Annotated in this window: 9 protein-coding genes; 4 read left to right on the top strand and 5 right to left on the bottom strand. The window is 72.9% G+C overall.

What is annotated here, in order from left to right; all coding sequences use genetic code 11:
- Positions 1-71 precede the first annotated feature (71 nt).
- Complete coding sequence (locus ABT238_RS17465; RefSeq protein WP_350762804.1) at positions 72-1,265, top strand: cytochrome P450; 1,194 nt, start codon at positions 72-74, stop codon at positions 1,263-1,265.
- Positions 1,266-1,315: 50 nt separating this feature from the next.
- Complete coding sequence (locus tag ABT238_RS17470; protein ID WP_350561552.1) at positions 1,316-2,905, top strand: FAD-binding protein; 1,590 nt, start codon at positions 1,316-1,318, stop codon at positions 2,903-2,905.
- Positions 2,906-2,993: 88 nt separating this feature from the next.
- On the opposite strand, the gene ABT238_RS17475 is transcribed toward ABT238_RS17470, so the two are convergent.
- From ABT238_RS17475 to ABT238_RS17485, 3 genes are all read right to left on the bottom strand, one after another.
- Entirely contained in the window at positions 2,994-3,911 is a 918-nt protein-coding gene (locus ABT238_RS17475) for an SDR family oxidoreductase (protein ID WP_350561554.1), read from the bottom strand.
- A 574-nt stretch (positions 3,912-4,485) separates the two neighbouring features.
- A complete protein-coding gene (locus ABT238_RS17480; protein WP_350561556.1) occupies positions 4,486-5,064 on the bottom strand; it encodes a TetR/AcrR family transcriptional regulator in 579 nt (192 codons plus the stop codon).
- 120 nt (positions 5,065-5,184) lie between these two features.
- A complete protein-coding gene (locus ABT238_RS17485; protein ID WP_350561558.1) occupies positions 5,185-5,676 on the bottom strand; it encodes a DUF1269 domain-containing protein in 492 nt (163 codons plus the stop codon).
- 232 nt (positions 5,677-5,908) lie between these two features.
- On the opposite strand from ABT238_RS17485, the gene ABT238_RS17490 reads away from it, so the two are divergent.
- Entirely contained in the window at positions 5,909-8,647 is a 2,739-nt protein-coding gene (locus ABT238_RS17490; RefSeq protein ID WP_350762840.1) for a cation-translocating P-type ATPase, read from the top strand.
- A 173-nt stretch (positions 8,648-8,820) separates the two neighbouring features.
- Entirely contained in the window at positions 8,821-11,598 is a 2,778-nt protein-coding gene (locus tag ABT238_RS17495; protein ID WP_350762850.1) for an ATP-binding protein, read from the top strand.
- Here the strand turns inward: ABT238_RS17495 and ABT238_RS17500 are convergent.
- The gene (locus ABT238_RS17500; protein WP_350762859.1) at positions 11,585-13,003 is read right to left on the bottom strand and encodes a cellulase family glycosylhydrolase; all 1,419 of its coding nucleotides are present in this window, start codon (positions 13,001-13,003) and stop codon (positions 11,585-11,587) included. The genes ABT238_RS17495 and ABT238_RS17500 overlap by 14 nt on opposite strands.
- 38 nt (positions 13,004-13,041) lie before the next feature.
- Entirely contained in the window at positions 13,042-14,556 is a 1,515-nt protein-coding gene (locus ABT238_RS17505; protein WP_350561566.1) for an IPT/TIG domain-containing protein, read from the bottom strand.
- Positions 14,557-15,102: the final 546 nt, after the last annotated feature.

The following is a 15,102-nucleotide window of genomic DNA, read 5'->3' on the forward strand; positions in this document are numbered from 1 at the left end:
CCGTGGCGGGGGGCAGCCACAGCAGTCCAGACAGACAGGCCTGACGGACAGGCCGGACGGAGAGGGCAACCATGACCACCATCACGATCGACCTCGGCGACCCCGACTACCACCTCAACCCCTGGCCGACCTACGTCCGGCTGCGGGACGAGAACCCGGTGTTCCACGCCCCCGGCGGCATGTGGGACGGCTCCGACTTCTACGTCCTCAGCCGGTACGACGACGTCTCGCTCGCGCTGAAGGACAAGAAGCTCTTCTCCTCGCAGATCCGCAAGGGCGACTACCTCAACCTCCCGATGCTGGTGAACCGGGACGCGCCCGAGCACACCCGGCTGCGCCACATGGCCAACAAGGCGTTCAACGCCCGGCTGGTCCGCACCCTCGGCGGCTGGGTGCAGGACATCGTCGACGAGCTGATCGACGAGATCCTGGCGCAGGAGAAGGTCGAGTTCGTCGAGGCCTTCACCACCGCGCTGCCGCTCAAGGTGGTCGGCGGCATGCTCGGCATCCCGCTCGACCGCAAGGCGGACCTGCGCCGCTGGTCGCAGGCCGTGATGGCGTCCTTCGCCGTCGCCGCCGGGATGGACCCGGACCTCGCGCCCGGATTCTTCGAGGACATCGTGGAGTTCGGCAACTACATGGGCGAACTCGCCCACCAGCGCAAGGGCAAGCCCAACCAGGAGGACATCCTCGGCGAGCTGGTCGCGCAGCTGGAGGCCGGGGACATGACCCGCGACGAACTGGTCACCATGGCCTGGTCGTTCGTCGCGGCCGGCCACGAGACCACGATGAACCTGCTCGGCGGCGGCGTGCACATGCTGCTGACCGACAAGGCCCTCGCCGACCGGCTGATCGCCGAGCCCGAGCTCACCCGGGACTTCATCGAGGAGTACCTGCGGCTGTACAGCCCCACCCAGTGGCTGCTGCGCCGGGCCGCCGAGGACGTCACCCTGCACGATGTCACCATTCCCGAGGGCGAGTTGGTGCACGTCCTGATCGGCTCCGGCAACCGCGACCCGCGCAAGTTCCCGAACCCCGACGTCTTCGACCTGGACCGCGACACCAAGGGCGACCACCTGGGCTTCGGCGCCGGACCGCACTTCTGCCCGGGCGCCGCGCTCTCCCGGCTGCTCGCCGAGACCGCGTTCCGCTCCTTCTACCCGCACCTCGACCGGCTCGCCCTGGACCCGGAGGACCCGCCGCGCCTGCGCACCACGCAGGGCTCGTACGGCATCGCGAGCATGGGCGTCCGCGTGACGGCCTGAGGACGCCCCGGAACCGCACAGTCACCGCCATCGCCATTCGAGAGGACGAAGTGAACGGACCCGCAATCAACAGACGGCAGATCCTGCGCTACGGAGTGGCGGCCACCGGGGCCGCCGCCCTGTCGGGGGGCCTGCTGAGCGGTGTCGCCCGGGCCGCCGAGCCCGTCGACGTGGTGATCGTCGGCAGCGGATACGCAGGCTCGGTGGCGGCGCTCCGGCTGGCCCAGGCCGGCTTCAGCAGCGTGCTCCTGGAGCGCGGACGCCGCTGGCCGATCACTCCCGCGGGCGACACGTTCTGCACCCCGCAGGCCCCGGACGGCCGCGCCGCGTGGCTGGCCACCACCTCGCCCTTCACCAACGAGAGCTTCCACCCGTTCACCGGCGTGCTGGAGGCGTTCGTGGCCGACGGCGTGATCGGCCTGGCCGGCGCGGGCGTCGGCGGCGGCTCGCTGGTGAACAACGCGGTGATGATGGCGCCCCGGGAGGACTTCTTCCGCCGCAGCTTCGGGACCTCGCTCGACTACGCCGAGATGCGGGACGTCTGGTACCCGCGGGCCCGCAACCTGATCGGCGTCGCCCCGATCCCGGACGACGTGCTCAACTCCCCGTACTACGCCAACGCGCGGGACCTGCTGGCCGAGGCGGCGCGGGCCGGACTTCCGACGATGCGCCCGGACATGGCGGTGGACTGGCAGATCGTCCGCAACGAGATAGCCGGCACCGCCGTGCGCTCGGCGATCCTCGGCCACTCGGACTTCGGCGTCAACAGCGGGGCCAAGCGCAGCGTCGACCGCTCGATCCTCGCGGCGGCCGAGGCCACCGGACGGGTCTCGGTGCTGCCGCTGCACCAGGTGACGGACATCGGCCCGCTGGACAACCGGTACCTGATCACGGCGGAGCAGATCGACGAGCAGGGGCTGGTCAGGGCGCGTCCGCAGTTCGCGGCCCGGTACGTCTTCCTGGCGGCCGGTTCGCTCGGCACCACCAAGCTGCTGGTCCGGGCCAAGGGCAGGGGCAGTCTCCCGCGGCTGGGCGACCAGGTGGGGCGCAACTGGGGCACGGGCGGGGACCACATCATCGTCCGCGCCGGGCTGCCGCTGCGCGACACCGCGCAGGGCGGGCCCTCGCACATCGTGGCCACCGACTGGGCGGACCCCGAGACCCCGGTGACCTTCCTCGGATTCCCGCTCGGCTACCCGGCGCTCGGCTCGCTCGCCGGCACGATGCTGGGCCTGTCCGTGCCGCCGGCGCTCGGCCGCTTCGACTACCGGCCGGCCACCGGCAAGGTCGAGCTGACCTGGCCGAAGTCGGACCCGCGGATCCAGCGGGTCACCGACGCGATGTCGGCGACCACCTCGAAGCTGGACCGGGCGAACCCCGGGATCAGGGTGGACGTGGTGACGCCGGCGCTCACCGCGCACTGCCTGGGCGGGGCGGTGCTGGGGCAGGCCACCGGGCAGGCGGGCGACGTCGCCGGGTACGACAACCTGTTCGTGATCGACAGTTCGCTGATCCCCGGTTCGACCGGGGCGGTACCGCCGGCGCTGACCGTCACGGCGCTGGCCGACCGCTGCGTCGACCGCGCCCTGCACCGGCTGACCTCGCCGGGCCCGGCCGGGACGGTGCTGGCGCTCTCCTGAGCACCCGCTCGGCGCCCTGGGGTCGAACCATCGAGGGCCGTTCCGGAAGCCAGTCGGCTCCGGAACGGCCCTCGGCGTGGTGCCCGGATCAGGCGTGTGCGGCGACCAGCTGCTCGGAGGCCGCCCAGAGTTCGGTGGCCCGGTCGCGGTCGTGCGACTCCTTGGAGCTCTCGCGCGGCTTGCGGCCGGAGAAGTAGGCGCCGGTGGTCCCGGCCGGCTCCGGCGCGGTGGCCAGCCAGGCGAGGTCGCCGGAGGACTGCGCGACGGACCGGGCCCCCGGCAGCGTCGCGACCAGCAGCGGGGTCAGCTGGGCGTAGACCCGCTGGATGAGTGGCGGCCAGTCGCGGTCCAGCGAGGTGCCGGGCATCAGCCCGGGATCGAAGGCGTTCACCGTGATCCGGCGCGAGGCGATCCGCCGGGCCAGCTCGTAGGTGGTGTACAGGTTCGCCAGCTTGGAGGTCGCGTAGCGGACCCGGCCGGACTTGGCCGAGCCGTTCAGCTGGGAGCGGTCGGGATCGACCATGGCCTGCGGGTCCTCCCAGCGCGGAGCCGGGAATCCCATCGACTTCCGGGGCCCCTGGTGCACCTCGCTGGAGACCAGGATCACCCGGCCCGGCTCGGCGATGTGGTCGAGCAGCAGTTGGGTCAGCAGAAAATGCCCGAGATGGTTCGTGGCAAAGGTCAGTTCATAGCCGTCCTTGGAGCGCTGGACGCCGTTCACCACCTGGATTCCGGCATTGCAGATCAGTACGTGCAGCGGCGGCCGGTCGGAGTTCGCGAGGATTTCCCGGGCGCCGGCGCGGACGGATGCGAGCGAGGAAAGATCGAGTTCGACGACCTCCAGGCTCGCGTCGGGAATCGCCGTGCGGATCTCCGCCGCGGCGGCCTCGCCCTTCGGCACGCTCCGGCAGGCCATGATCACATGCTCTCCGGCCGCGGCGAGTTCACGTGTGGTGGCCAATCCGAGCCCCGAGGAGGCGCCGGTGATGATGACGGACTTCTTCAAGGTCGACTCTTCTCTGTGGATGATTGCAATCATGCGCCGCAGCGATCTGTCTGACTGCTCATCAGAATACCAGAGCCGTATTCCCCGAATCCTATTCCCTCGATTTCCGGAATTGTCGTCACTGGCATGTACCGGGCATCACATCGCGGTGAAGAAATGACCAGGAGCGGACGGCCCCGCTCCGGAAATATGCCGGTCGCGCCGAATACGCCGGTCGCGCCGGACGGCGCACTTTCCCCGAACGGCGGATGCGTGCCGGGCCGGATCCTGACCGTCCTGTCAGTAGCCTGCGGGCCCCGACCCGACACCGAGCGGCGGCGTCCTTGCGCGCGTCGCCGAACCGGGTGGTGATCACACCGCCGTGGTCCGTGCGTGCGGGACGTCGTCCGCCGGCACCCGGGGGAAGAGCTCGGCGTGCCGGTCGTCGCGGTGGTGGGTCATGAGGGTCTCCGGATCGTGCGGGCGCGCGCACTCAGGCTCGCGCTGACTGAAAAGTCAGTCAGAACGACAGGCGTGCCAGACCCGTTCCGGTCCGTGCCGAGACGGAGTGCGACGAGCGTGGAACCCGCGCGGCTCAGGCAGCGAGCCGGATCACTTCGGCGTCGATCGCGTCGGTCATCAGCGCCCGGGCGTGCACCAGCGGGAGGCTGCCGCTGAGCCAGCGCGTGCTGAGCCCCTCCAGCAGCGCCGTCAGCCGCTCGGCCGCGCCGGCCAGCGCGACCGCCGACGCCATCGGCCGGACGGCGCCGAGCAGTTCGGCGATCTCCTGGACCCAGATCCGGGTGGCCCGCGCCAGGTCCTCGCGCAGCGTCTCGTCGAACACCGCGCTCGCCCGCAGCTCGCCCCAGGCGGTGCTGTTCTCCCGCACCTCGACGCTGTCCTGGAGTTCCAGCAGCAGCGTCCGCTCCAGCTCCTCGCGCGCGGTCGGCGGCGGAGCGTCCGGGGCGCGCTCGGCCGTGTGGCGCTCCGCCCGGTCGTTGATGAACCCGAGCGTCTGGCGGAGGACTCCCGTGCGGTCCTTGAAGTGGTAGTAGACGAGCGCCGTCGACACGCCCGCCTCGGCCGCGAGCTCCTCCACCCGCAGCCCGCGCACCCCGCGTCGCGCGATCACCCGCGCCGCTGCTTCCAGGATCGACGTTCTACGACTGGCCATGATCGGCCATCCTACCGGCGCCGCGGGCGCCGCCCGGGCCCGTCTCCTGTCCATCCGGTCAGGACGCCGGATGCTTCCGCGCGGTCCGGCGGCGGACGCCGGCGGCGGCCGGGCGGGTCCTCACCCGCCCTCGGTGAAGGTCTCGCGCAGGCGGGCCTCCTCCTCGGCGGAGAGGTCCGTCTCCAGGAGTTCGGCGTGCCGGCCCTCGAAGGCCGACCGGACGCGGTCGAGCACGGCGTCCGAGCTGAGGACGAAGAGCGCGGAGGTGCCGGGGGTGACCTTCTGCCGCAGCTGCTTGACGAAGTGGTCGTCGATGCCGAGGTGGGCGAGGTGGCCCCCCATGGCGCCGCCGGCCGCGCCCGCCGCGGCGCCGAGGGCGGGGACGAAGAAGATCATGCCGAGGAGGAAGCCCCAGAAGGCCCCGCCCAGGGCGCCCATGCCGGTCATGTCGCCCAGGTGGCGGGTCCGGGGCTTCCGGGCGCCCTCGGGCCAGCTGACCACGGCGCCGTCCTGGACCCTGATCAGCTCCTGGTGCTGCAGCTTCTTCAGCGCGGCGAGGGCTTCGTCGGCTCCCCCCGCCGTGGGGAAGCGCCATACCGTCAGGGTCGCCATCACGGCTCCGATCGCAGGGGAGGGCGGGACGGGCCCATCCTCGGCCCGCGGCGGGTGCGCCGCCACACGGGCCGCCCGGAAGGACGCCGTGGGTTTGACGCCGCCGCCCGGCGGCCACAGCGTGGCAGGTAGCCGCCGCCTCCCGTGCCCACAGGTCCCGCGTCAACACGCCGTTCGGGGCCCCGCCGTACGGCCCGGCGGCCCCACGGCGTCGTGCGCGCGAGGAGCGAAGATGGCGGAGCAGGCCGGACGGCCGGGGCCGCAGGAGGCCCCGGAGCCCTGGTACGGGCGGACGCCGCAGGAGGTCGCCGACCGGCTGGGTGTCGATCCGGCGGTCGGGCTCAGCGCGGCCCGGGCGGCGCGGCTGCTGGCCGCCCACGGCCCGAACGCGCTCCCCGAGGAGGAGCAGCGGCCGGGCTGGCTGCGCTTCGTCGACCAGTACCGCAGCTACATGCAGATCATCCTGGTGGCCTCGGCGGTGGTCTCGCTGGCGATCGAGGAGTGGACGACGGCGGTCCTGCTGCTGGTGCTCACCCTGGTCAACGCGCTGGTGGGCCTGCGGCAGGAGGGCAAGGCCGAGAGCGCGATGAACGCGCTGAAGTCGATGATGGAGGCGACGGCGCGGGTCCGGCGGGACGGCGCGGAGGCGGAGATCCCGGCCGAGCAGCTGGTGGTCGGTGACGTCGTGCTGGTCTCGGCGGGCGACGAGGTCCCGGCGGACGGACGGATCGTCGAGGCCAGTTCGCTGCAGATCGACGAGTCGGCGCTGACCGGCGAGAGCGTCCCGGCCGCGAAGGACACGGCCACCCTGGCGGGCGGCGAGCGGCTCGGCCCGGGGGACCAGACGAACATGGCCTTCATGAACACCCCGGTCACCCACGGCAGCGGCCTGGTCGTCGTCACCGCGACGGGCGCCGGAACGGAGCTGGGCAGGATCTCCGGGATGCTGTCGGCCACCCGGAGGGAGCAGTCGCCGCTCACCCGCGAGCTCAACACCCTGACGCTGTGGATCGCGGCGGCCGCCGGCCTGACCATGGTCGTGATGTTCGCCCTCGGCCGCAGCCGCGACCAGGCCTGGGACGCGCTGTTCGTCAGCGCGGTCTCGCTGGCCATCGCGGCCATCCCGGAGGCGCTGCCCACGGTCAGCCAGGTGATCCTCTCCGTCGGCAGCCTCAACCTGGCCAGGCGCAACGCGATCGTGAAGGAACTGCCCTCCGTCGAGACGCTCGGCTTCACCTCGGCCATCAACTCGGACAAGACCGGCACCCTGACGATGAACCAGATGACGGTCGTCGAGGTGCTCAGCCCCACCGACCGCTACACCGTCTCCGGCACCGGCTACCGCCTGGAGGGGCGGATCCACCACGCCGCCGGCTCCGCCCCGGGCATCGAGGACGCGGTGCTGCCGTACCTCGTCGCCAACGACGCCAAACTGGTCGACGGCGAGGTCGTGGGCGACCCGACCGAGGGCGCCCTGCTCGTCCTCGGTCACAAGGCGGGCCTGGACATCGAGGCCACCCGGGAGCGCTTCCCGCGCCTCGCGACCCTCCCGTTCGACCCCGGCTACAAGCTGATGGCCAGCTTCAACGAGGCCAAGGACGCGGACGGCCGACCGGTGGTGCGGTGCTTCGTCAAGGGCGCGGCCCCCGCGGTGACGGCCCGCGCCACCTCCGCCCTCGCGGACGGCGCGGGCATCCCCTGGGACGAGGACCTCGGCGGCCACGCCCTGGCGCAGACCGAGCGGATGGGCGGCGAGGGCCTGCGCGTGATGGCCGCCGCCTACCGGGACCTCGACCCGGCGGACTTCGACCCGGACGGCGACCTGCTGGCCCTGGTCACCGGCCTGCGGATGACCAGCCTGGTGGGCATGGTCGACCCGCCGCGCGAGGAGTCGAAGGCGGCCGTCGCCAGCGCGCAGGCCGCCCGGATCCGGGTGCGCATGGTGACCGGGGACGACGTCACCACCGGCGCCGCCATCGCCCGCCGGCTCGGCATCGACGGCGAGGCGATGCTCGGGGCCGACTTCGCCGCGCTGCCGGAGCACGAGCGGCTGGCCAGGATCGACGGCATCGGCGTCGTCGGCCGCGTCGCGCCCGAGCACAAGGTGCTGCTCGCGGACACCCTCAAGAAGAAGGGCGACGTGGTCGCGATGACCGGCGACGGCGTCAACGACGCCCCGGCCATCAAGGCCGCCGACATCGGCATCGCGATGGGCAGCGGCACCGACGTGGCGAAGAACGCCAGCCGGATGGTCCTCGCCGACGACAACTTCGCCACCATCGTGCACGCCGTGCGGGAGGGCCGGAAGCTCTACGACAACCTCACCAAGTACATCCGCTTCGTCCTGGTGCTGCTGGTCACCTTCGTGCTGACCTTCCTCGGCGCCACGGTGTTCGACATCGCCGCCGGGGAGCCGTTCACCCCGCCACAGGTCCTGTGGATCCACTTCGTGGTCAACGCCCCGTTCGGCTTCGCGCTGGGGTTCGACCAGGAGAGCCCCGGGCTGATGCGGCGCACCCCGCGCCCGCGCGGGGAGTCCGTGCTGACCGGGCCCGTGGTGGTCACCGTCGGGCTCGCCGGGCTGGCGCTCACGGTGGCCCTGCTCGGCCTGATCGAGCTCGGCCGGACGCACTACGGCAGTGCGCACGTCGGCAACTCGATCGCCTTCACGGCCTTCGCGCTGTGCCTGATCGTGGCCGCCTACGAGTGCCGCAGCGAGCGCGGCTCGGTGCTGACCGTGCGTACCTTCGACAGCCGGCAGATGAACCTGGCGGCGCTCGGCGAGTTCGTCCTCGCGGTGCTCGTCACCCAGATGGACGCCTTCCACCGCCTCCTCGGCACCACCGCCATCAACGCCCGGCAGTTCGGCTGGGCCCTGCTCGCCGCGATCGCGCTCCTGCTGCTGTGGGAGCTGGGCAAGCTCCTGGCCCGCCGGGCCACCGGCGCCCGCGGCCCTGTGGCGGCCGGGTGACGGGTGCTTCGCACACGGGAACGGCAGCCTAGGGAGCCGCACCAGCACCGCCACTCCATGCCCGGGACCGGTGGAGCGGTGGAGGGATTGTCAAGCCCGCGCCGGAGCGGGCCGTTCGGCAGTAGCCTCGGCATCGGCAGCGACGGCCGTGGAGGCGTGAAGGGGAGGCGGCGGTGGCCGGAGGGGAGTCGGCGGCCCGGGGGGACGGCGGCGGGGAGGACGACTGCCCGCTGCACGAGCGGGAGGCCGAGATCCGGTCGGCCGGGGAGGCGGTGGGCAGGCTCACCCGGCCCGCGGGCGCCGGGCTCGGGGAACTGCTGGTGTACACCGGCGCCGCCGGGCTCGGCAAGACCGCGGTGCTCACCGAGGTGCGGCGCCGGGCGGGGCGCGCGGGCTGCACCGTGCTGTTCGCCCGGGGCGGGGAACGGCAGCGCCACGAGCCGTTCCACGTGGTGCGCCAGCTGGTGCAGCCGGTGCTCGCGGCCCTGTCCGACGAGGAACGGGCCCAGGTGTTCGGACCCTGGGAGGACATCGTCGGCCCGGCGGTGGGCCTGCTGCCGCCCGGCGGACAACTGGACCCGCAGGGGGTGCGGGACGGGCTGGACTTCGTGCTCACCGGACTGGTGCGGCGCCGCTCACCGGTGGCCGTGCTCGTCGACGACCTGCACTGGGCCGATCCGGAGTCGCTCGGCTGGCTGGCCGGCTTCGCGGTGCGCGCCCGGGAACTGCCGGTCCTGCTGGCGCTCGCCTGCCGCGACGAGTTCCCCGACGACGTCCTGCCGCTGCAGCGCGCCCTCGTCACCAGGGCCGACCGGCGGCACGAACTGCGGCCGCTCCAGCCGGCCTCGGTCGCGCACCTGGTCCGCGCCGCCCTCGGCGCGCGGGCGGAGGACGCCTTCTGCCGCCACGTCTGGGCGATCACGGCCGGCAACCCGTACGAGACCACCGCCCTGCTGCGCGAGGTGCTCGACCAGCGGCTCGAACCGGTCGAGGAGAGCACCGGCCAGCTGCGCGAACTCGCCGCCGACGCGCGGGGAATGACGCTCCGGCACTGGCTGGACAAGATCGGCCCGACCGCGATGCGGTTCGCCTGGGCGGCGTCCATGCTGGGCACCGACATCCGCCCGGACCTGGCCGCCGTCATCTGCACCCAGGGCCCGGAGACCGCCGCCGAATCCGTCCGGGAACTGCGTCGGCAGGGCGTCCTGACCGGCACCTCGGGCGGCCGGCTGGAGTTCGTCCACCCGCTGATCGCCACCTCGGTCTACCAGTCGATGCCGCCGGCCACCCGCACCGCGATGCACGGGGTCGCCGCCGTCGAGACCGAGAACGCCGGCCTCGGCCTGCTGACGGCCTCCCGGCACCTCCTGGAGACCCTGCCCGAGGGCAACGACGACATCGTGGGCAAGCTGCGCCGCGCGGCCCGCGAGCACCTGGCCATCGGCGCGCCCGAGGCGGCCCAGCGCTGCCTGCGCCGCGCCATCAGCGAACCGCCCGCCGACCAGGACCGGGCCGAGGTGCTCTACGAACTCGGCTGCTCGGCGCTGCTCACCGACCCGGCGACCACGGTCAACCAGCTGCGCCTGGCACTCGCGGCCCCGTACGGGCTGGGCCCGGGACTGCGGGTGGACGCGATCTTCCGGCTCGCCCAGGCGCTCGCCCACAGCAACCGGCTCGGCGAGGCCGCCCGGGTGTGCGCGGAGGAGGCCGCCCGCACCCCGCCCGGCCCGGGCCGGCTGCGCCTGGAGGTCGCCCACTTCATGTTCGCCGCGTTCCAGTCCGAGGACGCGGACGGCCCGGGCCGCTCCCGCAGGCTCGCGGAGTTCGACCGGATGCTCGAAACGGTCGGCCTGGCCTTCACCGACAGCGCCGCGAAGGACGGGCCGGCGGCCCCGGACGAGGTGCTCTTCGAACAGAACGGCCTGGCCCACGCGGTCGCCGTGCTGCGCTGCTGGGACCTCACCCTGCGCGGCGTGCACCGCGAGCGGGCGATCGCCCTGGCCGAGTCCGCGCTGCCGCACGGCCGGCTGCCCCGCAGCCTCGGCTGGACCAACACCACCTGGGGCTTCGAGCTGCCGGGCATCCTCGGCATCAGCTACCTCTACGCGGACCGGGTCGACCGGGCCGAGGAACTGTTCACCGAGGCGGTCCGCGCCTACGAGGTCGCCGGCTGGAGCGGCGGCCACCTCGGCTTCGCCTACCTGCTGACCGGCATGCTCCGCCTGCGCTGCGGCGCGCTGGCGCAGGCGGAGGACTACCTGCGCCGGGCGCTGCGCATCGCCGAACGGATCGGCCCGGGCGTCCCGCTGCACTGGGACGCGGTGGGGGCGCTGGCCGAGACCCTGGCGGCGCGCGGCCGGGTGCCGGAGGCGCTGGAGCTGGCGCGCGAGCACGCCTTCGGCCCGCCGTACCCGACCGTGATGGTGCTGCCCGACGCCCCCACGCTGTACGGCCGGCTGCTGCTGGCCCGCGGCGACCGGCCCGGCGCCGCCGCGACGCTGACCGCCGCCGGCGAGGCGCTGGACGAGCGCGGCTGGCGCAACACGGTGTGGGCGCCGTGGCTCGGGCACCTGGCCCGCGCGGTCGCCCCCGACCAGCCGGACCGGGCCCGCGAGCTCGCCGAGGAGGCCGTGCGCCGGGCCCGGGAGTCCGGGACGGACTCGGCCATCGGCAGCGCGCTGCGGCTCTGCGCGGCCGTGCACGACCGGCCGCGCGCGGCCGAGCTGCTCGCCGGGGCCGTCCGGCACCTGGAGCGCTCACCCGCCCGCTACGAGCACGCGCTCGCCCTGGTCGACCTGGGCGAGGCGCTGGCCGACGCCCCGGCCGCCCGGGCCGCGCTGGACCGCGGACGGGAGCTGGCCCTGCGGTGCGGTGCCGACGGCCTGGCCGCCCGCGCCGGGGACCTCCTGCAGCACGCGGGCGCGGCGGGCCGGGGCCTCAGCGCCGGGTGACGGTCACCTGGACGGTCTCCTGCCCGGGCAGGGCGGTGAGCCGGAGCAGCCGGGCGTCGGGCGGCGACACCACCTCGGCGCCCCGGCTCTCGACCCGGTAGCCGCCGGGGTAGGTGCTCTGCGGCAGGTACACCTCGGTGCGCGCTCCCCGGGCGAACGGCCGGCCGTCGTCGGCGCGCAGGGTGCTGTACTGAAGCGTGAAGGTCCCGGTCGTGCCGTCGTACCGCCACTGCTGCGGAGTGCCCGCGACCGCCTGCGGGTACGGCCGGACGATCGCCGGGTCCATCAGGTTGGGTCCGGTCGGCGGCTCCTGGGGGTGGTCGGGCGTCTGGTTCTGCGCCAGGGCCCAGAACATCCAGGACGCCATGTGCTCGTCGAACCGGTCGGTGAGGGCCGTCAGCCTGGTCGCGTCCGTGGTCGCGCCGAACTCGGTCACCACGCCGACGACGCCGTCGGCGTCGGCGCGCGCCAGGCCGTTGGTGATGCAGGTGTCGACCTCGCCGAAGCAGTAGTCGTGGAAGCTCAGCCCCGCCTTCGGGCCGCCGGTCGGGTTCGGCATCCAGTTCGGGGTGCCGAAGTCGTTGGTCAGCGACGGCTCGAAGAACAGCAGGTGGTCGCGGTCGACTCCGCGGACGGCGTTCATGACCTTCGCCTCGAACGGCGCGAGCACCTCGCCCTCGAACCGGGGGCAGCCGTCCGGGAAGCAGGTCGGGTACTCCCAGCCGGGCCACGGCTCGTTGATCAGGTCGTAGCCGAGGACGTACGGCTGGTCCGCGAAGCGCCGCGCGACGTGCGCCCACATGGCCGCGTAGTGCTCCTGCACCCCGACCCCGTCGGGGGCCGCGTGGTCGCGCCAGAAGTTCTGCCAGGTCTGGTTCTGCGCGGGGCTGGTGAAGTAGACCAGCGGGAAGCCCGGATTCGGTTCCACGGGCAGCCCGTCGGTGAACGTCGCCCACTCCGGGAACCCGCTCCAGCTCGCGCCCACCGACTCGTTGAAGGCGTCCTGGTGGGAGTCGACGAGGCTGTGGATGTGGAAGCGGGCCAGCAGTTGCTGGGTCTGTCGGATCTGCTCGATGTAGGCGTCGTCGTAGACGCCGGGCTGCGGCTCGACCGCGCTCCAGGCGAAGCCCAGCCGGACCGCGTTGAAGCCGTTCTCCGCGAGGAACCGGGCGTCCTCCTCGCCGAACCCACCCGCCGCGGGGAAGTACGGCGGGTTCTTGTAGACCAGGTTCACGCCGTGCACGGTGACCACCCGGCCCTGGTCGTCCGTCAGCCAGCGGCCGGTGTGGCCCAGCGCGGTGGCCGAGGGCGTCGCCCCGGTGGCCGTCGCGTCGGCGGGCGCGGTCAGTCCCAGCACCAGCAGGATCAGTCCGAGGCAGCGTGCTGTCGAGGACTTGATGGTCATCGCACAAACCTTTCGACGGGGGGCGGAGGCGCCGGCGGTCACTCCACGAGCAGCCCGGGATAGGTGAACTCGTCGGCCGGGCTCGCGGGGGACAGGTAGCCGTTGGAGAGCACCCTGACGTCGACGGTCCTGCTGAGCGGCGTCCCCGAGGCCGGCGCGGTCGCGGTGATCCGGGTCGGCGAGCTCAGGGTGACCGAGGCCGAGGGGTTCCTCCCGAAGTAGACGGTGGGCTTGCCGGCGAAGCCCACACCCGTGATGTCGACCGTGGTCCCGGCCGTGCCGGAGTCCCTGCTGAGCGCGGTGACCAGGACGGGAGCGGGCCCGCCGTAGGCGAACTGCGCGAACGGGACGGCCGGGGAGGTACCCAGGGTGCCGGTGACCCGGACCTCGACGATGCCGGCCCCGGCGGGTGCCGGCACCGTGATCCGGTTCGCGCCGTCGACGACGGCGTTCGCGCCCGGCACGGTGCCGAAGTCGACCACGCTGTCCGGACCGAAGCCGCTGCCGGTGATGACGACCGGCGTGCCCACGTCGCCGACGGTGGGGCTGATCGCCGTCACCACCGGCCCGGCGGGCACGAGGGGTGCCTGCAGCAGGTCCAGATAGGTGGAGTTGGCGTGCTGGTAGCCGGCCTGGCCGAAGAAGTCCGCGGTCGAGTGCCTGACCACGGTGCCGTCGAAGGTGTCGTAGTCGGGGTTCAGGCCGAAGGTGTTGTCCGGCTGGGCGTAGGTGTTGGGCCCGGTGAGGGCTTCGAGCTCCGGGATGAGGAGGTCCTTCACCTCGTCGGTCGCGACCGGTCCGTGGACGGCGGGGTACCAGGACTTGGCCGTGTCGAGGGAGGACCAGGCCAGCGGGACGAGGTCGTAGTCGTTGGCGTAGCCCAGGTTCACCGTCCACTTCACGGAGCCGAAGTAGTCGGCGAAGTCCTGCAGGCCGGCGGTGGGAGCGGCGAAGGTGATCACGCCGAACGTCGGGGAGACGCCGTCCCAGGTCCGGGCCTGGAGGTACAGCGCGAGCATCGTCGCGACGCAGCCGCCCAGGCTGTGGCCGATCACGTAGACCGCCGGGGGCGTGGGTGACGCCGCGAAGAGGCCGGTGAGCGCCTGCACGAGGGTGGAGCCCGTCGGCGAGGAGCCGTCGGTCATGCCGACGACCTCGGTGAACGCCGTCATGGCCCCCTTCGAGACGGAGACCGGCTGCGGCGATCCGCCGGCGGTGAACGGGACCACCGTGCCGACGTCGAGGTCCTCCAGGAGGTCCGTCACATTGGCGGTCGTCCCGCGGACCACCACGGCGAACACCGGACCGTGGACGTTCTTCGCGATGTACGCCATGTTGGCGTTGTAGGGGCTCAGCGCGAGCCACTCCAGCTCCCAGGTACCCCCGGTCGCCAGGTCCGGGTCGGCCAGCTGCCGGGTGACGCCGGCGGCGACGCGGGCCCGCTGCGCCGCCAGGGTCTCGCCCGAGGGGCGCGAGGCCGCGCCGGTCGCGGCGATCGCCGCCAGGGTCATGGTCACTCCGGCCGCGGACACGGCCGCCAGGTTCTCCGTCACGGGCACTCCTCGGGCGACCGCTCGGACGCCGAGCGGGCCGGATGGGTCGTGCCCAAGCTATCCACGGACGGGGACACCCAGGGGCAGGCCGTTCTCCAGGGACGCGGTTTCAGGCCTTTGGTCTAGGTGCCTGCGCCCGGCCGGGCGCAGGCGCAATTTGTTCTGCGGCGCGGAAGGGGAGTACTGTCACCCAGTCGCTCGGCAGGGAGCACCGGACACGCATCGGCGCGGACGGTCCCGGGACGGCCAATCCTCTGGACATACGAACGCCTCCCCGGCATGGGGTCTATTTGGCGTGTGCATTTCCCGGGGATTGCGGTCGGATTCGCTTTTCGGAGCGGAGGTCGGCTAGAGTTTGAAACGTCGGACGGGGCGTCAAGCCGCAGAAGGCGCCAGTGAGTTGGATGAAGGAAGCGCCGGGAACGGCACGGAAACATCTGATAAGCTGGAGACACGAAAGAACGAAGCGCCCGGAGGGCCGGTGTGAAAGCCGCCTGATGGAAGCGTCCGTTCCTTGAGAACTCAACAGCGTGCCAAAAGTCAACG

Origin of the sequence: Kitasatospora sp. NPDC001527, assembly GCF_040298605.1 — a bacterium.
GTDB lineage: Bacteria > Actinomycetota > Actinomycetes > Streptomycetales > Streptomycetaceae > Kitasatospora.

Excerpts from the sequence above, each read along its gene's own strand:
- ABT238_RS17465 (WP_350762804.1), top strand. The coding sequence starts at position 72 with ATGACCACCATCACGATCGACCTCGGCGACCCCGACTACCACCTCAAC.
- ABT238_RS17480 (WP_350561556.1), bottom strand. The coding sequence starts at position 5,064 with ATGGCCAGTCGTAGAACGTCGATCCTGGAAGCAGCGGCGCGGGTGATC.
- ABT238_RS17485 (WP_350561558.1), bottom strand. The coding sequence starts at position 5,676 with ATGGCGACCCTGACGGTATGGCGCTTCCCCACGGCGGGGGGAGCCGAC.
- ABT238_RS17490 (WP_350762840.1), top strand. The coding sequence starts at position 5,909 with ATGGCGGAGCAGGCCGGACGGCCGGGGCCGCAGGAGGCCCCGGAGCCC.
- ABT238_RS17500 (WP_350762859.1), bottom strand. The coding sequence starts at position 13,003 with ATGACCATCAAGTCCTCGACAGCACGCTGCCTCGGACTGATCCTGCTG.